The organism is Bradyrhizobium sp. FW305-F6, from assembly GCF_058782905.1.
This window is the reverse complement of record NZ_JBYSYD010000001.1, coordinates 125962-145848: the sequence shown is the minus strand read 5'-3', so window position 1 is coordinate 145848 and position 19887 is coordinate 125962. Positions and strand designations below refer to the sequence as shown.

21 protein-coding genes are annotated in these 19887 nt (G+C 64.6%); 10 read left to right on the top strand and 11 right to left on the bottom strand.

All coding sequences use genetic code 11. The annotated features are described in order from the left end of the window. Nucleotides 1-40: 40 nt before the first annotated feature. Nucleotides 41-1459 (top strand): caspase family protein, encoded by a 1419-nt coding sequence (locus tag AC3WLX_RS00695; RefSeq protein WP_492334334.1) that lies wholly within the window; start codon nt 41-43, stop codon nt 1457-1459. Between the two features lie 163 nt (nt 1460-1622). Here AC3WLX_RS00695 and AC3WLX_RS00690 read toward each other — a convergent pair whose 3' ends face one another. Both AC3WLX_RS00690 and cysK read right to left on the bottom strand, forming a co-directional pair. Next, nucleotides 1623-1862: a BrnA antitoxin family protein gene (locus tag AC3WLX_RS00690; protein ID WP_291631339.1), complete on the bottom strand. Its 240-nt coding sequence runs from the start codon at nt 1860-1862 to the stop codon at nt 1623-1625. Between the two features lie 3 nt (nt 1863-1865). Continuing rightward, nucleotides 1866-2843 carry a cysteine synthase A gene (gene cysK / locus AC3WLX_RS00685; protein WP_492334333.1) on the bottom strand — a complete coding sequence of 326 codons (978 nt, stop codon included), beginning with the start codon at nt 2841-2843 and terminating at the stop codon, nt 1866-1868. 225 nt (nt 2844-3068) lie between these two features. Here cysK and AC3WLX_RS00680 point away from each other — a divergent pair, with 225 nt between their 5' ends. Further along, nucleotides 3069-3287 carry a hypothetical protein gene (locus AC3WLX_RS00680; protein ID WP_492334332.1) on the top strand — a complete coding sequence of 73 codons (219 nt, stop codon included), beginning with the start codon at nt 3069-3071 and terminating at the stop codon, nt 3285-3287. Nucleotides 3288-3301: 14 nt separating this feature from the next. Here the strand turns inward: AC3WLX_RS00680 and tgt are convergent, their stop codons facing one another. After that, nucleotides 3302-4447, bottom strand: a complete 1146-nt coding sequence (gene tgt / locus AC3WLX_RS00675) for a tRNA guanosine(34) transglycosylase Tgt (protein ID WP_492334331.1) — start codon at nt 4445-4447, stop codon at nt 3302-3304. 209 nt (nt 4448-4656) lie between these two features. Here tgt and AC3WLX_RS00670 point away from each other — a divergent pair, with 209 nt between their 5' ends. The 4 genes from AC3WLX_RS00670 (at nt 4657) to AC3WLX_RS00655 (ending at nt 8860) form a co-directional block, all read left to right on the top strand. After that, complete coding sequence (locus AC3WLX_RS00670; RefSeq protein ID WP_492334330.1) at nt 4657-5841, top strand: patatin-like phospholipase family protein; 1185 nt, start codon at nt 4657-4659, stop codon at nt 5839-5841. A 136-nt stretch (nt 5842-5977) separates the two neighbouring features. Further along, the gene (locus tag AC3WLX_RS00665) at nt 5978-6721 is read left to right on the top strand and encodes a TetR/AcrR family transcriptional regulator (protein WP_291625669.1); all 744 of its coding nucleotides are present in this window, start codon (nt 5978-5980) and stop codon (nt 6719-6721) included. 249 nt (nt 6722-6970) lie between these two features. Further along, the gene (locus AC3WLX_RS00660; RefSeq protein WP_492334329.1) at nt 6971-7576 is read left to right on the top strand and encodes a PepSY domain-containing protein; all 606 of its coding nucleotides are present in this window, start codon (nt 6971-6973) and stop codon (nt 7574-7576) included. A 246-nt stretch (nt 7577-7822) separates the two neighbouring features. After that, nucleotides 7823-8860: an aspartate-semialdehyde dehydrogenase gene (locus AC3WLX_RS00655; RefSeq protein ID WP_291625656.1), complete on the top strand. Its 1038-nt coding sequence runs from the start codon at nt 7823-7825 to the stop codon at nt 8858-8860. 173 nt (nt 8861-9033) lie between these two features. Here AC3WLX_RS00655 and queA read toward each other — a convergent pair whose 3' ends face one another. From queA to coaD, 5 genes are all read right to left on the bottom strand, one after another. After that, a complete protein-coding gene (gene queA, locus AC3WLX_RS00650) occupies nt 9034-10107 on the bottom strand; it encodes a tRNA preQ1(34) S-adenosylmethionine ribosyltransferase-isomerase QueA (RefSeq protein ID WP_492334328.1) in 1074 nt (357 codons plus the stop codon). A gap of 144 nt (nt 10108-10251) precedes the next feature. After that, nucleotides 10252-10716 (bottom strand): peptidylprolyl isomerase, encoded by a 465-nt coding sequence (locus AC3WLX_RS00645; protein ID WP_291625661.1) that lies wholly within the window; start codon nt 10714-10716, stop codon nt 10252-10254. Beyond that, complete coding sequence (locus AC3WLX_RS00640) at nt 10713-11135, bottom strand: UCP034077 family protein (RefSeq protein ID WP_492334327.1); 423 nt, start codon at nt 11133-11135, stop codon at nt 10713-10715. The genes AC3WLX_RS00645 and AC3WLX_RS00640 overlap by 4 nt, the downstream gene beginning before the upstream one ends. 9 nt (nt 11136-11144) lie before the next feature. Continuing rightward, nucleotides 11145-11708, bottom strand: coding sequence for a peptidylprolyl isomerase (locus AC3WLX_RS00635; RefSeq protein WP_492334326.1), 564 nt, complete (start codon nt 11706-11708; stop codon nt 11145-11147). Nucleotides 11709-11744: 36 nt separating this feature from the next. After that, nucleotides 11745-12242, bottom strand: a complete 498-nt coding sequence (coaD, locus tag AC3WLX_RS00630) for a pantetheine-phosphate adenylyltransferase (RefSeq protein ID WP_492334325.1) — start codon at nt 12240-12242, stop codon at nt 11745-11747. A gap of 264 nt (nt 12243-12506) precedes the next feature. Between coaD and AC3WLX_RS00625 the strand changes: the two genes are divergently transcribed. Further along, nucleotides 12507-12764 (top strand): hypothetical protein, encoded by a 258-nt coding sequence (locus tag AC3WLX_RS00625; RefSeq protein ID WP_492334324.1) that lies wholly within the window; start codon nt 12507-12509, stop codon nt 12762-12764. A 52-nt stretch (nt 12765-12816) separates the two neighbouring features. Here the strand turns inward: AC3WLX_RS00625 and gyrA are convergent, their stop codons facing one another. The 3 genes from gyrA to AC3WLX_RS00610 all read right to left on the bottom strand — a co-directional run bounded on the left by gyrA (nt 12817) and on the right by AC3WLX_RS00610 (nt 16786). Further along, nucleotides 12817-15549, bottom strand: a complete 2733-nt coding sequence (gene gyrA, locus AC3WLX_RS00620; RefSeq protein WP_492334323.1) for a DNA gyrase subunit A — start codon at nt 15547-15549, stop codon at nt 12817-12819. A gap of 192 nt (nt 15550-15741) precedes the next feature. Then, nucleotides 15742-16140 carry a DUF2306 domain-containing protein gene (locus AC3WLX_RS00615; protein ID WP_492334322.1) on the bottom strand — a complete coding sequence of 133 codons (399 nt, stop codon included), beginning with the start codon at nt 16138-16140 and terminating at the stop codon, nt 15742-15744. 148 nt (nt 16141-16288) lie between these two features. Beyond that, complete coding sequence (locus AC3WLX_RS00610) at nt 16289-16786, bottom strand: single-stranded DNA-binding protein (RefSeq protein WP_492334321.1); 498 nt, start codon at nt 16784-16786, stop codon at nt 16289-16291. 442 nt (nt 16787-17228) lie between these two features. Between AC3WLX_RS00610 and AC3WLX_RS00605 the strand changes: the two genes are divergently transcribed. The 3 genes from AC3WLX_RS00605 to AC3WLX_RS00595 all read left to right on the top strand — a co-directional run bounded on the left by AC3WLX_RS00605 (nt 17229) and on the right by AC3WLX_RS00595 (nt 19830). Continuing rightward, nucleotides 17229-17993, top strand: coding sequence for an outer membrane protein (locus AC3WLX_RS00605; protein ID WP_492334320.1), 765 nt, complete (start codon nt 17229-17231; stop codon nt 17991-17993). 249 nt (nt 17994-18242) lie between these two features. Next, nucleotides 18243-18911, top strand: a complete 669-nt coding sequence (locus AC3WLX_RS00600; RefSeq protein WP_291624615.1) for an outer membrane protein — start codon at nt 18243-18245, stop codon at nt 18909-18911. Nucleotides 18912-19053: 142 nt separating this feature from the next. Next, nucleotides 19054-19830, top strand: coding sequence for an outer membrane protein (locus tag AC3WLX_RS00595; protein ID WP_492334319.1), 777 nt, complete (start codon nt 19054-19056; stop codon nt 19828-19830). Nucleotides 19831-19887 lie beyond the last annotated feature (57 nt).

Here is a 19887-nt window from a genome sequence, read left to right as displayed (position 1 = left end):
GATCTGTTGCTGCCTGCAATTCGATTCTGGGGATTTCAGAATGCGCTATCTCACCCTCCTCGCTTCGCTCATGTGCATGGCGCTGTCGGTCAGCGCCGCCAAGGCCGACCGTCGCGTCGCCTTCGTCGTCGGCAACGGCTCCTACAAGAACGTCGCGCAACTGCCGAACCCGCCGATCGACGCGAAGGCGATGGCAGCCACGCTGCGCAATGTCGGCTTCGAGGTGATCGAAGGCTCCAATCTCAGCCGCGACCAGATGACGGAAAAGCTGCTCGATTTCGGCCGCAAGGCGCAGGGCTCCGACATCGCGCTGTTTTATTATGCCGGCCACGGCATCGCCGTCAGCGGCACCAACTATCTTCTCCCGGTCGATGCCGACATCAAGTCGGAGATGGACGTCAAGCTGGGGGCCGCCATCAACATCGACCTGACGCTCGAGCAGACCATGGGCGATGCCAAGGTCAAGCTCGTCTTCCTCGATGCCTGCCGCGACAATCCGTTCGCCGCCAAGATCAAGTCGAACTCGGCGACCCGCAGCGTCAACGTCCAGAGCGGTCTCGCCGAGATGAAGTCCGGCGAAGGCACCCTGATCGCGTTCGCCACCGGTCCCGGCCAGACCGCGCTCGACGGCCAGGAGGGCAACAACAGCCCGTTCACCCGCGCGCTGATCGACAACATCACCAGGCCCGGCATCGAGATCCAGCAGGCGATGACGTCGGTGCGCGCCCAGGTCAATGAAGAGACCCGCAAAGGCCAGCTGCCCTGGGGCCACACCAACCTGACGGGCTCCGTCTATCTCAATCAGGCGCCGATGACCCAGGTCGCCAACGCGGCTCCGACCGCGTCCGGCATCGTGCCGGCGGCGGCCGGCGATGGTGTCGAGCTCGAATATTGGCGCTCGGTCAAGGAGTCCAACAAGCCCGAAGAGCTCAATGCCTACCTCACTGCCTACCCGAACGGCCAGTTCAAGGCGCTGGCGCTGGCACGCCTCGCGGCGATCAAGAGCGGCGCCTCGACCGCGACCCGCACGCTCAACGCCGGCGTCGATCCCGCAACGTTCACCGACGAGGCCAATCTCGTCACCGAGGACCAGATCGGCCTCGACAAGAACAAGCGCCGCGACGTGCAGCGTCGACTGACGGCGCTGGGGTTCGACACCAAGCAGACAGGCGTATTCAACGACGAGACGCGGTCCGTGCTCAAGCGCTGGCAGACCGCGCGCGGCTATCCCTCGTCGGGCTATCTCAACAAGAACCAGCACAAGGCCCTGCTCGCGGAGATCGTCGCTGCCCCGGCGACCGCCAGCGACACCAGCCAGAAGCCGGCCCGGCGCGCCAGCGCTCCGCCTTCCGGCAACGCGCCGGCTCCGCAACACCGCAGCAATCCCGGCGATGCCGCCGGCGCGGCCTTCGTCGGCGGTGTCGTCGGCGGCATGATGGGCGGCATGTTCCGCCGCTGAGCCGAAGCGAGATCGACAATGCAAAAGCCCGGCTCACGCCGGGCTTTTTCGTTGGGGCAACGCGGTCGCTGCATACACCCGTTGTTGCGAGAACTCTTGCGACGGAACAATCCAGGCTGTCACCGAAGAAAGGCTCTGCTTCGCCTTCGCTCGCGGGGGGAGCTTACTTCCCCGCCGCCTTCCGCAAGGCCTCGTTGATGCGCTCCTGCCAGCCGGGACCGCCCTCCTGGAAGAACTCCAGCACGTCCTGGTCGATGCGCAGGGTGACCTGCTCCTTGATGCCGGGAACGGCGCTCGGCTTGGGCGGCGCCGCGGCGACCTTGGCGGTCACCTTCTTGAACGCCGCCTCGGCTTCCGTCCTGGCATCGCCCAGCGTGCGCGGCCGTCTCGGTTGATCCGCCATGGCCTAGATTCCCTCGAACAACGCCGTGGAAAGATACCGCTCGGAGAATGACGGCACGATCGCCAGGATGGTCTTGCCGGCAGCTTCCGGACGCTTGCCGATCTCGAGCGCGGCCGCAATCGCCGCCCCCGAGGAGATGCCGCCCGGAATGCCCTCGTGCCGCGCCAGCGCGCGCGAGGTTTCGATCGCGGTCGTCGAGTTGACCTTCACGATCTCGTCGATCACGGAACGGTCGAGGATGTCGGGGATGAAGCCGGCCCCGATGCCCTGGATCTTGTGCGGCGTATGCTGCCCCCCTGATAGCACCGGGCTCTCCTCCGGCTCGACCGCGACCACCCGCAAGCCTGCTTTGCGCGGCTTCAGCACCTGGCCGACGCCGGTGATGGTGCCGCCGGTGCCGACCCCGGCGACGAAGAAATCGATGCTGCCGCCGGTGTCGTTCCAGATCTCCTCCGCGGTGGTACGGCGATGCACCTCGGGATTTGCCAGGTTCTTGAACTGCTGCGGCATCACCGAGTTCGGCGTCGTTTTCAACAGCTCCTCGGCGGCAGCGATCGCGCCCTTCATGCCTTGCGCCGCCGGCGTCAGCACCAGCTCGGCGCCGAGAAAGGCCAGCATCTTGCGTCGTTCGATCGACATCGACTCCGGCATCACCAGCTTGAGCCGGTAGCCGCGCGAGGCGGCCACGAACGCGAGCGCAATGCCGGTATTGCCGGAGGTCGGCTCGATCAGCACGGTGTCCGGCTTGATGATCCCCGCCTTCTCCATGGCGATGATCATGGCCGCACCGATGCGGTCCTTCACGCTCGCCGCGGGGTTGAAATATTCAAGTTTTGCCAAAATGGTCGCGTCCACGCCGTGCATACCGGGTAACCGGCGCAAGCGCACGACGGGCGTGTTGCCGAAGGTGTCGACGATCGAGTCATAGATCCGGCCGCGGCCGGGTTGGTGCGCTGCACCCGTGGTGGACGATGCGTCCATGATGAACTCCCTGTGACGACGATCTGCACGTGCACTCGCGGCCATTCTCGCAGTTACAGACTGCTTGCCACGACACGCAAGCGACAATGCGGTACATGTTAAATACGCTGCATCGCAAAATCGCGTGAGCTTTAATTAGCAGAAAACCAACGCATTTGTGTTGCGACCTCGTCAAGGTCTTCTGCTTATGTTAGACTTATGTCTCAAAGCAGGGAGGTCACCGCGATGTCAGCATTTGCTGAAGTGTTGCCGACCGTCGCGCCCAGGCGCGATCCGCGTTGCAGCGAGTTGCCCACCTGTCCCGTCTGCGCCGACTCCATGGTCGCTGCTGAAGCCTCCGCCTACGTCTCGGACCACATCATCAGCTATCTCTGGACCTGCGACACTTGCGGCTACGGTTTCGTGACCAAGCACGCCCTCAAGCAGCGGATCGTCTGCAATTGACGTCGCGCAATTGATCAGCGCGGGGCGATGTCGCCCCTCGCCCAATCCTCGCGCGTACGCTGATAGAACTCCTCGAACGTTCCGCCTGCAATCGCGTCCCTGATGCCCTGCATCAGGAACTGGTAGTAAGCGACATTGATCTCCGACAGCAGCATCGCCCCCAGCGTCTCGCCGGCCTTGACGAGATGATGGAGATAGGCGCGCGCGCAGCTGCGCGCGGACGGCCATGAGCTCTCTTCATCGAGCGGACGCGGATCGTCGGCGTGGCGCGCATTGCGCAGATTCACCTGACCGAAGCGCGTGAAGGCGACGCCGTGCCGGCCGTTGCGCGTCGGCATCACGCAGTCGAACATGTCGATGCCGCGCTTCACCGCTTCGAGAATGTCGTCGGGCGTGCCGACGCCCATGAGGTAGCGCGGCCGCTCTCGCGGCAGCAGCGGCGCGGTCTCGTCGATCATCGCCAGCATCACCGCCTGCGGCTCGCCGACGGCAAGGCCGCCGATCGCGTAGCCGTGGAAGCCGATCGCGACCAGACCTTGCGCACTCGCATGACGAAGCTGCGGCACGTCGCCGCCCTGCACGATGCCGAACAGCATGTAGCCGTCCGGAGCGCTGGCGAAAGCGCGCTTGCTTCTCTCGGCCCAGCGAAGCGACAATTGCATCGCGCGCTCGATGTCGGCGCGCTCGGCCGGCAGGCGCACACACTCGTCCATCTGCATCGCGATATCCGAGCCGAGCAGACGCTGCACCTCGATCGAGCGCTCCGGCGACAGCTCGACCTTTGCGCCGTCGATATGCGAGCGGAAAGTGACCGCGTGCTCGCTGACCTTGCGCAAGTCGGCGAGCGACATCACTTGGAAGCCGCCGGAATCTGTCAGCATCGGGCCGTTCCAGCCGGTGAACCGCTGCAGGCCGCCGAGCGCCGCGATCCGCTCGGCGCTCGGGCGAAGCATCAGGTGGTAGGTGTTGCCGAGCACGATGTCAGCGCCGGCATCGCGCACCTCGCGCCAGTGCATGCCCTTCATGGCACCAGCGGTGCCGACCGGCATGAAGGCCGGCGTCCGCACCACGCCGTGCGGCGTGGCCAGCCGTCCGGTGCGCGCCGCCCCATCGGTGGCGAGCAATTCAAAGTGATTGGGTAGGTCATTGTCGGGATTCATAGCGGTGCTTATTGCGTGTCGGAGCAAGCCGATCAACCCGCCCAGACCACGCTGCGGCCGGCGTTGGCTCAGACTGGGACACCCGTCGGTTCCTGCCGGTTCGCCCTTGTTAAACAAAACGATACAGTGTAGTTTTACACTGGGGCTGGACGAGAACGCCGCGGCAGATCTGCCGCCGGCGGGAAAACCTTGATCGCCAGCCATCGCCAATGCCCTTCCCCTCACGATCGACCGCAACGTCCGGCCTCGCGCATGGCCGGACCAGGCGCACAAGCGCCCGCCAGACCGGCATCCTGCTCCTGGCATGCGGCTTGGCGCTCGGCGCCTGCACCTCCCTGCCCCGCACGCCCTACACAGCCGCGGAAGCCAGCGTCTCGCGGGTGCTGAATATCGACGGACTGAGGCGTTACGCCGACGAGCCCGTCACCAAATTCAGCTTCGAGAAGGACACCAGCACCGCGACCAAAAACTATCTGGCGCTCTCGGGCGGCGGGGCTGACGGGGCCTACGGCGTCGGCGTGCTCAACGGCTGGACCGCAGCCCGGACCCGGCCGAGCTTCTCGGTGGTCTCGGGCGTCAGCACCGGCGGCCTGATCGCGCCTTTTGCGTTTCTCGGCTCGCAATATGACGACACCTTGAAGGAGGTCTATACCAGCGGCATCGCAGAGAGCCTTCTGAACGACCCCAGCATCATGCGCGTGTTGTTCGGATCCGGCCTGTTCGGCAACACGCGGCTGCGCGAGCTCGTCGCCCGCTATGTCGGGCCCGAAATCATGGCGCAGGTTGCGCGCGAGCACGTCAAGGGCCGCAAGCTGCTCGTGGTGACCACCGACCTCGACACCCAGCGCACCGCGATCTGGGACATGGGCAAGATCGCCGCAGTGGGGACGCCCGAGGCTCTGAATTTGTTTCGCGACGTAATGGCGGCGTCCGCCAGCATTCCCCTGGTGTTTCCGCCCATCATGATCGATGCCGAAGGCCAGGGCCGCAAGTTCCAGGAGATGCATGTCGACGGCGGCGTCACGGCGCCGGTGCTGACATTGCCGGAAGCCCTGCTGTTCCAGAGCGGCCGCCTGCCCGGTACTGCGAAGATGGACATCTACATCCTCGTCAACAAGAAGATCGAACGCAATTTCGAGCTGGTCTCCAACGGCACCATCGACGTTGCCTCGCGCAGCCTGTCGGCGATCACCCAGTCGCAAACGCGCTCGATCATCTTCTCGACTTACGACTTCGCCAAGCGCAACCGGCTCGGCTTCCATCTCTCCTACATCGCGCGCGACTATCCTGCGCCGCCGTCGGAAGGCTTCGACACCACCTATATGCGAGCGCTGTATCAGTACGGATACGACAAGGCCGCCTCCGGCCAGGCCTGGACCTCGGCGCTGCCGTGATCGCTTCGAGCCGGAACGCAACCTTGCGGAAACCGTTGACGATATGGCCAATTCGGCCAGATTGGCGATGACGCTCCAGCAGCTGCGCGATATAGAGCGAATGATCGATATCGCGACCGCGCAGGAATCATTGGGCATGGGATTGACTGCGACCAAACCGAGACCGGCAGCGCCACGGCGCGGCGTGCCGAAATCGCGCGGCGGCCGGCCGACCAAAACCGCCGCCATCGAGCGCGACCAGCGGCTGATCGAGGTCGCCACCCGCCTGTTCCTCGATCGCGGCTTCGAGGCGACCTCGCTCGACGCCGTTGCGGAAGCCGCCCGGGTCAGCAAGCCCACCGTCTATTCGCGTTATGGCGACAAGCGGGGGCTGTTCGCGGCGGTGCTGAGGCGCGAGATCGCGCGCTGGCTCGCCCCGCTCTCGGCTGCGGCGGAGATGCAGCTCTCCAGCGCCTCCGACATCTCGGTCGAGCAGCGACTTGTCGAGATCGGGCGCGAGATGCTGACCTTCACCTGCGGCCCCGATGCCGTCGCCTTTAGCCGCATGATGACGTCGCAGGCCATCAACTTCCCGGACGTCGCCAAGCTCGGCAAGGAGGAAGGCTGGCTCAAGGCCGTCGCCACCACGGCGCGCTTCTTCGACCATCTGGTGGCGAAAGGCGCGCTCGATGTCGAAGACACCACCATCGCGGCCGAGGTGTTCCTCGACGTCGTGGTCGGCCATACCCACCGGATGGCGACGTTCGGAACGGCGCTGGAGCTGAAGCCTGCCGAAAAGCGCATGCGCGTGGCCATCAAGCTGTTCCTGGCCGGCGCGCTGGGGCCTGCCGACCGGGTCCAGGACGCCTCCAAAGTCACGCCACGGCGCCCCTCCCGCTGACAATTCCGTGAGCTTGTTACCTTTCCCCAGGCGCGCCCGCGCGCCCCGTTGACCGAAATAAAACGATACGGTATGGTTTCATTACAGTTGGTTCGGGCCGCTTTTTCACCAGCCCCAAAGAGGTCTGGACCACTTCGATCGCCGTGGCAGGTTACAGCCTGTCGCGGGCGCTCCGCGGCCGGCCGATGCCCAAGGCCGGCCGCGAATTCTTTACGATCATCCGGCACACTCGCTGGACGAGGTTTCGACATGACCGCATTACGACGACAGTCCCGGACCTTCTTGGCCGCCGCCCTGTCGGCGTTGCTCGTCGCGGCGCCGGCGCAGGCGATCGTCTCGGCAGGAAGCACGCCCACCGCTCTTCACGGCGAGACAGATGGCGACGCGGAGGCCGACCGCCAAGCGGTCAGCCGCGAGATCGAACGATTCCGCAGCTCGTCGATCACAATCAGCCAGGCCATGGCGATCGCGGAAGGACGTCATGCCGGCGCCACAACCGCCGATGTGAGCTTTGACGGAGGCTCAGGTGTCCCGGTCTACCGGGTGAAGACCCTGCACAACGACCGGATCTGGCGCCACATCATCAATGCGTCGACCGGCGAGTTCGTCGGCGGGGAGGCCGCCCTCCCCCTCACCGAGCTCGACCACGAAGATCGCAGCAATCTCGCAGCGTTGGGGGCGATCAGGCTTCGCCTCGCCGACGCCGTGCGCGTCGCCGAGCGTGCGGCCTCGGGCAAGGCCATCAGCGGCGGGCTGGTCCGCGAGCGCGGCCGGCTGAGCTTTTCGATCGTCGTGGTCAGCGGTGACGACCTCAAGGAGGTCACCCTCGAACCGCCGGGTGCCCGAACGAAATAGCGGGTGCCAAATAGCGGCGGGCGCGCCCGGTACCGATCGGGCGAAAAGCCCATTGACGGGTGCAAGACTCTCCCGCATAAGTCGCCGCCATGTTCACGACCACCAAACGCACGACCAAAACCACCACGGCCTCAGGGGCCCGGGGAGGCGTGCGCGCGTAGGTCGTCGACTTCAAACGCATCAGCTCTACGGCAAGCCCCGACCTCGATGGTCCGGGGCTTTTTTGTTGTCTCATTCGCAAATTCAATGGAGGATAAAGTGAGTAACGATCCCGTCGTCGCGATTGTGGGCGTCACCGGTGCGGTGGGCGCCGAATTCATCGCCACCATGGACAAGCGCGGCTTCCGCGTCAGCAAGCTCAAGGCGCTCGCCAGCGCCCGCTCGGCCGGCAAGACGGTGTCGTTCCGCGGCAAGGATGTCGTCATCGAGGAATTGACCGAGCGTTCCTTCGAGGGCGTCGACATCGCCCTGTTCTCCGCCGGCGGGAGCATTTCGAAGAAGTTCGCGCCGATCGCGGTCAGGGCCGGTGCCGTCGTGGTCGACAACTCCTCCGCTTTCCGCATGGACCCGAACGTACCGCTGGTGATCCCCGAGATCAACGCGGGCCGCATCCGCGAGCACAAGGGCATCATCGCCAACCCGAACTGCGCCGCGATCACCGCGCTGGTGCCGCTCTGGCCGATCCACCAGGTGAATCGCATCAAGCGCGTGATCATCTCGACCTACCAGGCGGCCAGCGGCGCGGGCGCCGCCGCGATGGAGGAACTGGTCGAATCCACCCGCGCCAATCTCAACGGGCAGGTCTATACGCCCAAGGTGATGCCGCACCCTTACGCCTTCAACCTGTTCAACCACAACACCGCCATCGACCCCGAGACCGGCTACAACGACGAAGAAACGAAGGTCATCAAGGAGACCCGCAAGATCTTCGAAGACGAGAAGATCGCCGTCGGCGTCACCTGCGTGCGCGTGCCGGTGCTGCGCGCCCATTGCGAGGCCATCACCTTCGAATGCGAGAAGCCGATCAGCGAGGACCAGGTCCGCGCCATCATGGCGCAGGCGCCCGGCGTGAAGGTGGTCGACGACCGCGCCAGGAACTACTTCCCGATGCCGATCGACGCCTCGGGCCAGGACGACGTGCTGGTCGGCCGCATCCGCAAGGACCTCAGCGATCCCACCGGGCACTCGATCTCGATGTTCGTGGCCGCGGATCAACTGCTCAAGGGCGCCGCGCTGAATGCGGTGCAGATCGCGGAGCTGTTGCCGCAGCGGGTGATGGCGTAACAGAGCACGCCTGTCGATCCGTCATCCTGAGGTGCGAACCATGCTGCGCCAGGCGCTGCATGGTGAGCCTCGAAGGATGAGCGGCTGAGACGCAGCAACCGGGCCGTCGCCCTTCGAGGCTCGCCGAAGAGGCAAGCACCTCAGGGTGACGGTGATGCGTTTGCGCGGGTCGCCTACGGCTCCGCCCGAAACAGCAAACACGCATCGCCATACGAATAAAACCGATAGCCGCTGGCGATCGCGTGCGCATAGGCCTGCTTCATCGTCGCCAGCCCGGAGAACGCCGACACCAGCATGAACAGCGTCGACTTCGGCAGATGAAAGTTCGTCATCAACACGTCAACCGCGCGGAAGCGATAGCCGGGGGTGATGAAGATCGAGGTCTCCGCCGCAAAAGGCTGGATCGTGCCGTCCTCACGCGCTGCGCTTTCGAGCAGACGCAATGACGTGGTGCCGACGGCGACGATACGTCCGCCGTTCCTGCGCGCGGCGTTGAGCCGCTCCGCCGTCTCGACCGAGATCGTACCCCACTCGGCATGCATCTTGTGGCCGTCGGTGTCGTCGACCTTCACCGGCAGGAACGTCCCCGCCCCGACATGCAGCGTGACGCGATTGAGGCCGACGCCGCGCGCGCGCAGCGCCTGCTCCAGCGCCGGCGTGAAGTGCAGCCCCGCCGTGGGAGCAGCAACAGCGCCCTCGTTCGCCGCGAACATGGTCTGGTAGTCGGCGAGATCCCGGTCGTCGGGCGTGCGCTTCGAGGCGATGTAGGGCGGCAGCGGCGGGTTGCCGAGATCGGCAATGGCCTGGTCGAGCGCCGGGCCGTGGAACGAGAACGACAGCGTCACCTCGCCCTCGGCGCCCTTGGCCTCGACCTCGGCGTCGAGATGGCCGAGCAGGCAGACCTTGCCCTCGTTGCCGAAGCGGATGCGGTCGCCGGCGGTGAGCTTCTTCGCTGGCTTGACCAACGCCTGCCAGCGCGAGCCGTCGAGCCGCTTGATCAGCGTCGCCTCGATCCTGGGCTCGGTCTCGCGGCCGATGCGGCGCCCCTTCAATTGCGCCGCGATGACCTTGGTGTCGTTGACGACGAGCTGATCGCCAGGCCTCAGCCATTGAGGAAGGTCGGCGATGGTCGCGTCGCGCAGCGCGCCGTTTTCGACGACCAGCATCTTCGCGGAGTCGCGCGGGCTCGCCGGGCGCAACGCGATGCGCTCGGCGGGCAGGTCGAAATCGAAGAGATCGGTGCGCATGAGCGGGCTTGGCGCAACACAGCCAGACCCTCATGGTGAGGAGGCGCGTAGCGCCGTCTCGAACCATGAAGGCCGGGTTGCAGCGGGGCCTTCATCCTTCGAGACGCGCGTTCCGCGCTCCTCAGGATGAGGGTCGGTTGACTATTATTCCTTGTCAGCCGCCATCCGCGCCTTGACGATCTTGTCGGGGTTCTGCACCGGCTCGCCGCGCTTGATCTTGTCGACGTTCTCCATGCCCTCGGTGACCTTGCCCCACACCGTGTACTGGTTGTCGAGGAAGCGGGCGTCGTCGAAGCAGATGAAGAACTGGCTGTCGCCGGAATCGGGACTGGCGGCACGGGCCATCGAAGCGGTACCGCGCACATGCGGCTCCTTGTTGAACTCGGCCTTCAGCTTCTTGCCGGAGCCGCCGGTCCCGGTGCCCTGCGGGCACCCGGTCTGCGCCATGAAGCCCTCGATCACGCGGTGAAAGACGATGCCGTCATAGAAGCCCTCGCGCACGAGCTCCTTAATGCGCGCGACGTGGCCGGGCGCGAGATCCGGCCGCATCTCGATGGTGACGGGGCCCTGCGTGGTCTCGAGGATCAGGGTGTTTTCGGTAACGCTCATGCTCGTCTCTCTTGCGTTAGGGGTGAAGTCTTGTCAGGTGACGTTTTGCGGTTGCGGAACTGGATCGCGAATGGACGTCCCGCGGCGGCGCCGGCCATTGCATCGGTAAATGGCAATGGCGTGCAGCGTTGCAACGCCTCCATCACCGCGATCCGGTATTGCAGCCGGTCATTGTCGGAGGCCTCCGCGGATTCATAAGTAATCCTCGGGTGGCCCAGTATGTTTCCGGCCCGGTTAAAGCTCACGACGACGGTGATGTCGAGTGGGCGCGCCCTGGCCGGGGACGGCGGCCTCCAGCAGGTACGCAAGTGCCGGAAGATGTCCTGGATCGTATTGACCTGCATGTCCTGCGCGGCCGCGCCGGAGGCGCCGAGCACCATCGCGCCAACCAGCAGCAGGCTGCTGCCGCGATGCGCCATCACCCGCGCCTATTTGATGTCGGAGGCGACCTGCACCTTCACCATCTTGTCGGGATCGGTGACGGAGCCGCTGGGCGAGCCGGCAGGCGCCTTCTTCAGCTTGTCGACGACGTCCATGCCCTGCACGACCTCGCCGATGACGGTGTACTGGCCATCGAGGCTGCCGCCGTCGGCGAACATGATGAAGAACTGCGAGTTGGCGCTGTCGACGCTGTCGCCGCGCCGGGCCATGCCGACGATGCCGCGGGCAAAATGCACCTTGGAGAATTCCTGCTTCAGGTTCGGATATTTCGAGCCGCCGGTGCCGTTGCCGTTCTGGCCGTCACCCGTCTGTGCCATGAAGCCGTCCATCACGCGATGAAACGGCACGTTGTTGTAGAAGCCCTCGCGCGCCAGCTGCTTGATGCGCTCGGCATGCTGCGGCGCGATGTCGTTCCTGAGCTTGATGACGATGCGGCCCTTGGTGCTGTCGATGACGATGGCGTTGGCCTTGTCGAGATTGGCCGGCAATGGCTGCGCGATCGCCGGCACCGCGAACAGAACCGCGGCAAGAACTGCGAGAATTCGGATCATGACAACTCCGGTCAGGATGAGAAAGGAAACGGGCCGTTATCCGGCGAATTTAGCCTTGAGCTGTGACGCCACCAGCGGCGGAACAAAGGCCGAGACGTCCCCGCCCATGCCGGCGATCTGGCGCACCAAAGTGGCGGTGATCGGGCGGACCATGGGAGAGGCCGGCAGGAATACCGTATGCACGTCTGGCGCCATCGCCCCGTTCATGCCGGCGAGCTGCATCTCGTAATCGAGGTCGGTGCCGTCACGCAGGCCCCGGATCATGATGGTCGCGCCGTGCTTGCGCGCCGCGGTCACCGAGAGATCATCGAAGGTCACAGCCTCGAGCACGCAGCCGGCCTCGGTCGCGACCGGGCCGCAGACGTCATGAAGCATCTTCAGGCGTTCCTCGGTCGAGAACAGCGGCTTCTTGCCGGGATGGACCCCGATCGCGACCACAAGCCGGTCGCACAGCGACACGCTGTGCCGAACCACGTCCAGATGGCCATTGGTGATGGGGTCGAAGGAACCGGGATAGAAGGCGATGCGCGACATGGTCCCGTCCTACCCCGCCCGGCCCGGTCCGGCAAGCCGGTCGGGTTCCCACCCCGATGCCGGAGGGTCCCCCGGCAACGCCCTCCGATGTCGGTAATGGCGGCTTTGTTTCGTCCTCGGGGCAGCCACGAAACAAAACGAACCGGCAACGAAACCATTTCCGGCTCCGGCGAAGACGTCCGGAAACTGGCCATGGTTACCAATCCAGCCAACGAATGACGGGCCGCTCACGAGGCGCAGGCGGCCGCATCACAGGGGACTGTCATGATCAAGACCATTTCAGCGATCGCTCTGTCTGCGTGTGTTGCCGCAGCCCTCACGCTTTTGCCCGGCTTTGCCCCGACGGTCGAAGCCAGTGTGCCGCAGCCGCTCGCCAAGAGCGACCGCCTCGACATCCGCAGCATCGGCCCCGACTGCTCGCAGCAGGCCTGGCCGAACTTCGAGGCGTCCTGTCTGCGCCGCGCCGGAACCAAGGCCAATGTCCGCGAGGCGCGCCTCGTGACGGCCGACCGGACCCCGTAGTTCGCGGCCGCTCTCGAGGCATGAGCTGAGCGCCAGCCCGTAGACCTGGTCGCTACTCGCCGTTCTCGCCGTTGCCGTTCTCCGCCTCTTCGGTGATGTGCTCGACCGAGACGACGTGCTCGTCCTCGGCGGTATCGAACACGATCACGCCCTGGGTCGAACGGCCGGCGATACGGATGCCCTCGACCGGGCAGCGGATCAGCTGGCCCTTGTCGGTGACCAGCATGATCTGGTCGGCCTCTTCCACCGGGAACGACGCCACGAGGTTCCCGTTGCGATTGTTGACGCTCATGGCGACGATGCCTTTGCCACCGCGGCCCGTGGTGCGGTACTCGTAGGACGAGGTCCGCTTGCCATAGCCGTTGACCGAGACGGTCAGCACGACCTGCTCCTGCGCCGACATCTCGACATAGCGCTCCTGCGGGAGCTGGAAGCTGCCGGAGGTCTCCTCGGCTTCGCCGTCCGCGGCGCTCTCCTCTGTCGCAGCTTCGCCCGCGACCGCACGGCGCATCTTCAAATAGGCCGAGCGCTCGTCCGAGGTGGTGTCGACATGGCGCAGGATCGCCAGCGAGATCACCCGGTCCCCTTCGCTGAGCGCGATGCCGCGCACACCCATCGAGGTTCGCCCGGTGAACACGCGCACGTCGGTGACGGGGAAGCGGATGCACTGGCCGCCGGCGGCCGTCAGCAGAACGTCGTCGCGCTCGGTGCAGATCTGCACGTCGACGATCGCCTCGTTGTCGTCGAGCTTCATCGCGATGATGCCGGAGCGGCGGACATCGACGAAGTCGGACAGCTTGTTGCGCCGGACGTTGCCGCCCGTGGTGGCGAACATCACGTCGAGATTGCCCCAGGTCGATTCGTCCTCCGGCAGCGGCATGATCGTGGTGATGCGCTCGCCCTGCTCGAGGGGGAGGATGTTGATCAGCGCCTTGCCGCGCGCGTTCGGCGCCGCCATCGGCAGCCGCCAGACCTTTTCCTTGTAGACCTGGCCGCGCGAGGAGAAGAACAGCACCGGCGTGTGCGTGGAGGCCACGAACAGGCGCGATACGAAATCCTCGTCGCGGGTCTGCATGCCGGCACGGCCCTTGCCGCCGCGGCGCTGGGCGCGATAGGCCGACAGCGGCACGCGCTTGACGTAGCCGGCGTGGGAGACGGTGACGACCATGTCCTCGCGCTGGATCAGGTCCTCGTCCTCGACCTCGCCTTCCTGCTCCATGATCACGGTGCGGCGCGGCGTGGCAAACTCGGCCTTCACCTCGGCGAGCTCGGTCTTGATGATGTTCAGCACGCGCTCGCGCGAGCGCAGGATGTCGAGATAATCGGCGATCTCGCCGGCGAGCTTGTCGAGCTCATCGCGAATTTCGTCGCGGCCGAGCGCGGTCAGGCGCTGCAGGCGCAGATCGAGAATGGCCCGCGCTTGTTCCATCGACAGCCGGATCGTGCCATCCGCACTGATGCGGTGCCGCGGATCGTCGATCAGCGTCAGCATGTCCTCGACGTCCCGGGCCGGCCAGTCGCGTGACATCAGGGTGTCGCGGGCGGTGGTCGGGTCGGGCGAGTTCCGGATGACGCGGATCATCTCGTCGATATTGGCAACCGCGATCGCAAGACCGACCAAAATATGCGCGCGATCGCGCGCCTTGGCGAGCAGGTATTTGGTGCGCCGCGTGACGACCCGCTCACGGAAGTCGACGAAGATCGCCAGCAGGTCCTTCAGATGCATGATCCGCGGACGGCCGCTGTCGAGCGCTACCATGTTGACGCCGAAGCTGGTCTGCAGCGGCGTGAACCGATACAGCTGGTTCAGCACCACATCCGGCACCGCGTCGCGCTTCAATTCGATGACGACGCGATAGCCCTCGCGGTCGGATTCATCGCGCAGGTCGCCGATACCCTCGATCTTCTTTTCCTTCACCAGCTCGGCGATGCGCTCGACCATCGTCGCCTTGTTCACCTGGTAGGGAATCTCGGTGATGATGAGCGCCTCGCGCTCCTTGCGGATGGTCTCGATCGCGACCTTGCCGCGCATGACGATCGAGCCGCGGCCGAGGTGATAGGCGGAGCGGATGCCCTGACGTCCGAGAATGACGCCGCCGGTCGGGAAATCGGGGCCCGGCACGATGTTGATGAGCTCGTCGATGGTGAGCGCAGGGTTGTCGATCAGCGCGACGCAGGCGTCGATGACCTCGCCGAGATTGTGCGGCGGGATGTTGGTGGCCATGCCGACCGCGATGCCGCCGGCGCCGTTGACGAGAAGGTTCGGGAACTTGGCCGGCAGGACCGACGGCTCGGTCTCGTTGTTGTCGTAGTTCGGCTGGAAGTCGACGGTGTCCTTGTCGATGTCGGCCAGCAGAGCCAGCGCCGCCTTGGTCAGGCGCGCCTCGGTGTAACGATAGGCGGCCGCGGGATCGCCGTCGACCGAGCCGAAATTGCCCTGGCCGTCGATCAGCGGCACCCGCATCGAGAAGTCCTGCGCCATGCGGACCATGGCGTCGTAGATCGACTGGTCGCCGTGCGGGTGATACTTACCGATGACGTCGCCGACCACGCGGGCGGACTTGACGTACTTCTTGTCGGGCGTGTGCCCCTGCTCGTTCATCGAGAACAGGATGCGGCGGTGCACCGGCTTCAGACCGTCCCGGGCATCGGGCAGCGCGCGCGCCACGATCACGCTCATGGCGTAGTCGAGGTACGACTTCTTCATCTCCTCGAAGATGGAGACGGGGCGAATGTCCGAGGGTTGCGCCGGCTGGTCGCCGGGCTTGTCGTCGTCGTCAGCCAAGGGGGAATCCGGTGAGATTTTATCTGGGAATCATATAGCGCATCGCCCCCCTGATAACCACCCTTGCAAGCCCAAGGGAAGCGCTTTTTCCCTTCGTTTTTTCATGGACTTACCGGTTTGCCGGGACGCTCGCATCGACCCCGGTTCCCGACCGCTTTCGCAGCTGTGCGGGAACCGGGATTTGCGTCCTCGCTAGGGGCCGAAAATCACCGCATGCATGATCCGTCCCGGCATGAAGGCAAAGACCCCGGCGATCACGAGCGCACCGAAGAAGACCGAGACCATCGTGATCTTGTGGCGGCGGATATTTTTGGTCCGCGCAGCCATCACGCCCAACACCAGCATCGCCAGCGCGAAAATCGAGAGCAGATGGATCGGGCTCCACGGTCCGACCAGGCGGATCTGGTGGATCCAGAACGAGCTGAGCGCCACGACGAGCATCAGTGCGACCCAGCCCCAGCCCAGAGCCCGGTGGGGCAGCCCGCCTTTGGGAGCTGCGAGCTGAACGATCCCGAGGACGAACGCCGCCATGGCGGCGAAGGCATGCAGCGGGATCGCTGGAGCAGCGTCAATCAGCGGGGCGAGGCTCATAACGCAAAGCTCATCGCGCTAAGGCTCTTTCACTCAGGCAATGCATGAGACAAGCCGAAAAAAACCGAGCTTGCCTTGTCGATTGATAAGGAATCCTGCCGCTTCACGTGAGCACGCAGCTGTGCTGGAGAAGCGCCCCCGGCAAGCCTCAGAACGGGATATCGTCGTCCATGTCGCTGTTGCGTCCCCCGCCGCTGGCAGCCACGGGCCGGCGCGGGGCGCTGCTGACAGGACCGGATGATCCGAAATCGCCGCCCGGCTCATCGCCGAAGCTGCCTCCTCCCGCGCCGCCGCCTCGGCCGTCGAGCATCGTCAGCGTCGAGTTGAATCCCTGCAGCACGACCTCGGTCGAGTACTTCTCGACACCACTCTGGTCGGTCCATTTACGCGTCTGGAGCGCGCCTTCGATGTAAACCTTCGCCCCCTTCTTCAGGTACTGCTCGGCGACCTTGCAGAGCCCTTCGTTGAAGATGACGACGCGGTGCCACTCGGTCTTCTCCTTGCGCTCGCCGGTGTTCTTGTCGCGCCAGGTCTCGGAGGTGGCGATGCTCAAATTCGCGATCGGCCGCCCGTCCTGGGTGCGGCGGATTTCAGGATCCTTGCCGAGATTTCCAACCAGAATGACCTTGTTGACGCTTCCCGCCATCGCCGCTCTCCACTCCGAATGTCACTGAATCTCAAGAGGGCGAGTCCCGCTGCTGCGTTCCTCTGCGCCTCGTCGAGGGGACCCTATACGCTCACGAGCACGGATCGGCCCGTCGCACCGCGTTATCCCCATATATAGCACCAATCCGCCGTGAGTTCTAGTTTTGTTCCGATGCGCACGGGAACAACCAAAAATGGAACTGGAAAAAATTTTGCAATCCGCATGGAACTCGATGGAACTTTCTCGGGTTCCCGTGAAAAGTAAAAACTTGATGAAGATCATCTACTTAGATCAGTCGCGTTGGTGCCGCACTGTTGCATTTGGGAGACGGACTCGCGCGCCAAATCGCGTTAGGGTTGACTCGGACTTGGATCTTATGGGCCTCGCGCCTACCCGCTTCGGGGATATCGCAAGAAGCGGAAAATTTAGGAGGGCAAAGGAAATGAAGAAGAGCTTAGCTATTGCGTTTGGGGCCGCCGCACTGGGCCTCTCGGCTCCGGCAAACGCTGCGGACCTCGCTGCTCGTCCGTACACGAAGGCGCCAATGGCCGCGCCGGCACCGGTCTATACCTGGACTGGTTTCTATGCCGGTATTCAGGGCGGTGGAGGCTGGGGCCGCAGCGACGAGACCTTCTTCGGGGCGGCGAACGCACCAGGCTTCCTTGCGACCCAGGACTACGATACGAGCGGCGGATTCGTCGGCGGCGTGTTCGGCTATAACTGGCAGATGAACAACGTCGTCTTCGGCGTGGAAGGCGACTATCACTGGGCCGACATCAGCGGCCGCTCGGCCGAGATCAATGCCGGCGCTGGCGATTCCTACTTCACCAGGCTGCGCGGCTTCGGCGACATCAAGGGCCGTCTCGGCTGGGCTTCAGGTCCCGCGCTGTTCTTCGTCAGCGGTGGTGCCGCGGTCGGCGACTTCCAGCACCGCTACGATGCAGGCCTGCTGGCGCCGCTCGGTTTCGGAGCTTCGCAGAACGACTGGCGTTGGGGTTGGACCGTCGGTGCCGGTGCAGAGTACATGTTTGCCCCGAACTGGTCGGCCAAGGTCGAGTACAACTATATCGATTTCGGCCGCAGCACGCTCCAGTACAACAATCCGGCTGTCTTCGCGAACCGGTCCGAGTGGAACGACACCATTCACACGGTCAAGGTCGGCTTGAATTATCACTTCAACTGGGCCGGGGTCGCCCCGCGCTACTGAACGCGGCGCATAGCGCATGACGTCTCTGAAAGGCCGGCCTCGCGCCGGCCTTTTTGTTTGTTGCCAAACTCGGGAGGTACTCGGGAGGTAATGGGTCAGTAACCATCACCTTTTGCCCACTGTTGTGGCTTTTCGGAGACACAACTTGCAGCTTTGTTGGTGTAGGGAAAGCGCAGTTGGGCCGTTGCGTCCGCTGCCCTTCCCTCGCGGAAGGCAACAACAGAAACTGGGACTGGGATTAAGTTGAAAATGAAAAAGGTTTTGTTGGCTTCGGCCTGTTTGTTCGCTCTGGCCGCCCCCGCTTCGGCTGCTGATCTGGCGGCTCGGCCGTACACCAAGGCTCCGGTGGCCGTTGCCTCGGTCTACAACTGGACCGGCTTCTATCTCGGTATCGTCGGCGGCGGCGCTTGGGAAGACGCAAATAGCCCCCGTATGCAGGGTGGGTTCGTCGGTGGCACCGCCGGCTACAACTGGCAGACCGGCAACGTCGTATTCGGTATCGAGGCCGATGGTGCCTGGGCTGACGTCAACGCATCGGCGACCGCTCTCGGCATCACCGTGTCGTCCAAGACCGAAGCACTCGGCACCGTTCGCGGCCGCATCGGCTGGGCCGTCAACAACGTGCTGCTGTACGGCACCGGTGGTTACGCCTGGATCGACAACAAGATCAGCGCCACCGCGGCCGGCGTGACCATCTCCGACAGCAAGTGGCACTCCGGCTGGACCGTTGGCGCGGGTGTCGAAGCGTTCATCGCTCCGCAGTGGTCGGTCAAGGGCGAGTATCTCTATCGCAGCCTCGGCGGCGAGACGTACTTCTCGGGCCTCGGCGCTCCCTTCAACACCGGCACGCTCAACTTCCACACCGTGCAGGTCGGCGTGAACTATCACTTCGGCGCCCCGGTCGTCGCGAAGTACTGAGCTCCGTCTCTGGCGCACCCAGCGTTACGAAAGGCCGGCATCGCGCCGGCCTTTTTGTTTTCGCACTTCCCCTCGGCGCGCCGTCTAGGAAGCGTGGGTTGCTGATGCCCATGCCAGCTCGTCGCGGAATTGGGGATAGGACATGAAGATGCGATCGCCGGGCAGCCGAGCGCTGCGGATAGCGGTGCTGGCCGGCACTGGTCTGTTGGCGATCGCGCCCGCCAAGGCTGCCGATCTTCCGCTCTATGGCAAGGCGTCGCCGCTCCCCGTGATCGGCTACGACTGGACCGGCGTCTATGCCGGCATCAACGGTGGTGGTGGCTTCGGTCACACCTGCTGGAGCATCATTCGTGCGCTCGGCGTAGCGGTAGACCCTGCCGTCGGTGAAGGGTGTCACAACGCCGGTGGCGGAACCGTCGGCGGACAAATCGGCTATCGCTGGCAGAAAGCGCGCTGGGTGTTCGGCATCGAGGGCCAGGGCAACTGGGCCGATTTCACAGGAAGCAACGTCAGCCTCGCGCTGGCCCCACAGACCAACCAGACCAGGATCGATGCCTTCGGCTTGTTCACGGGGCAGATGGGCTACGCCGTCAATGGCCTGCTGATTTATGGCAAGGCCGGTACGGGAGTGGCTCGCGCCAGGTACGAGACCTTTGTCCCGGCGAGCCCGCTGGTGTTCAACAGCGTCGAGCGGACCCGCTGGGGCTACACGCTCGGCATCGGTATGGAATGGGGCTTCGCAGAGAACTGGTCTGTTGGCGGTGAGTACAACCACGTGTTCCTTGGCCATCACACCGCGGATTTCGCTACCGTTCCCGCCAACGCGCTGTCGCGCAGCGACCGGATCGGCCAGGACATCGACATGGCACTGATCCGCGTCAACTACCGCTGGGGTGGACCGGTCGTCGTGAAATACTGAGCTTCGCCGATCCGACATTTCGTCACGAAGGCCCGCCTTCGCGTTTTACTCCGGCTT

Coding starts and splice junctions, on each gene's coding strand:
- AC3WLX_RS00615 (WP_492334322.1), bottom strand. CDS start 16,140: ATGAGCCTCGCCCCGCTGATTGACGCTGCTCCAGCGATCCCGCTGCAT.
- AC3WLX_RS00660 (WP_492334329.1), top strand. CDS start 6,971: ATGACCGCATTACGACGACAGTCCCGGACCTTCTTGGCCGCCGCCCTG.
- AC3WLX_RS00665 (WP_291625669.1), top strand. CDS start 5,978: ATGGGATTGACTGCGACCAAACCGAGACCGGCAGCGCCACGGCGCGGC.
- AC3WLX_RS00690 (WP_291631339.1), bottom strand. CDS start 1,862: ATGGCGGATCAACCGAGACGGCCGCGCACGCTGGGCGATGCCAGGACG.
- cysK (WP_492334333.1), bottom strand. CDS start 2,843: ATGGACGCATCGTCCACCACGGGTGCAGCGCACCAACCCGGCCGCGGC.
- AC3WLX_RS00600 (WP_291624615.1), top strand. CDS start 18,243: ATGAAAAAGGTTTTGTTGGCTTCGGCCTGTTTGTTCGCTCTGGCCGCC.
- AC3WLX_RS00670 (WP_492334330.1), top strand. CDS start 4,657: ATGCCCTTCCCCTCACGATCGACCGCAACGTCCGGCCTCGCGCATGGC.
- AC3WLX_RS00640 (WP_492334327.1), bottom strand. CDS start 11,135: ATGGCGCATCGCGGCAGCAGCCTGCTGCTGGTTGGCGCGATGGTGCTC.
- tgt (WP_492334331.1), bottom strand. CDS start 4,447: ATGAATCCCGACAATGACCTACCCAATCACTTTGAATTGCTCGCCACC.
- queA (WP_492334328.1), bottom strand. CDS start 10,107: ATGCGCACCGATCTCTTCGATTTCGACCTGCCCGCCGAGCGCATCGCG.
- AC3WLX_RS00595 (WP_492334319.1), top strand. CDS start 19,054: ATGAAGATGCGATCGCCGGGCAGCCGAGCGCTGCGGATAGCGGTGCTG.
- AC3WLX_RS00645 (WP_291625661.1), bottom strand. CDS start 10,716: ATGAGCGTTACCGAAAACACCCTGATCCTCGAGACCACGCAGGGCCCC.
- AC3WLX_RS00605 (WP_492334320.1), top strand. CDS start 17,229: ATGAAGAAGAGCTTAGCTATTGCGTTTGGGGCCGCCGCACTGGGCCTC.
- AC3WLX_RS00625 (WP_492334324.1), top strand. CDS start 12,507: ATGATCAAGACCATTTCAGCGATCGCTCTGTCTGCGTGTGTTGCCGCA.
- coaD (WP_492334325.1), bottom strand. CDS start 12,242: ATGTCGCGCATCGCCTTCTATCCCGGTTCCTTCGACCCCATCACCAAT.
- AC3WLX_RS00680 (WP_492334332.1), top strand. CDS start 3,069: ATGTCAGCATTTGCTGAAGTGTTGCCGACCGTCGCGCCCAGGCGCGAT.
- AC3WLX_RS00655 (WP_291625656.1), top strand. CDS start 7,823: ATGGAGGATAAAGTGAGTAACGATCCCGTCGTCGCGATTGTGGGCGTC.
- AC3WLX_RS00695 (WP_492334334.1), top strand. CDS start 41: ATGCGCTATCTCACCCTCCTCGCTTCGCTCATGTGCATGGCGCTGTCG.
- AC3WLX_RS00610 (WP_492334321.1), bottom strand. CDS start 16,786: ATGGCGGGAAGCGTCAACAAGGTCATTCTGGTTGGAAATCTCGGCAAG.
- AC3WLX_RS00635 (WP_492334326.1), bottom strand. CDS start 11,708: ATGATCCGAATTCTCGCAGTTCTTGCCGCGGTTCTGTTCGCGGTGCCG.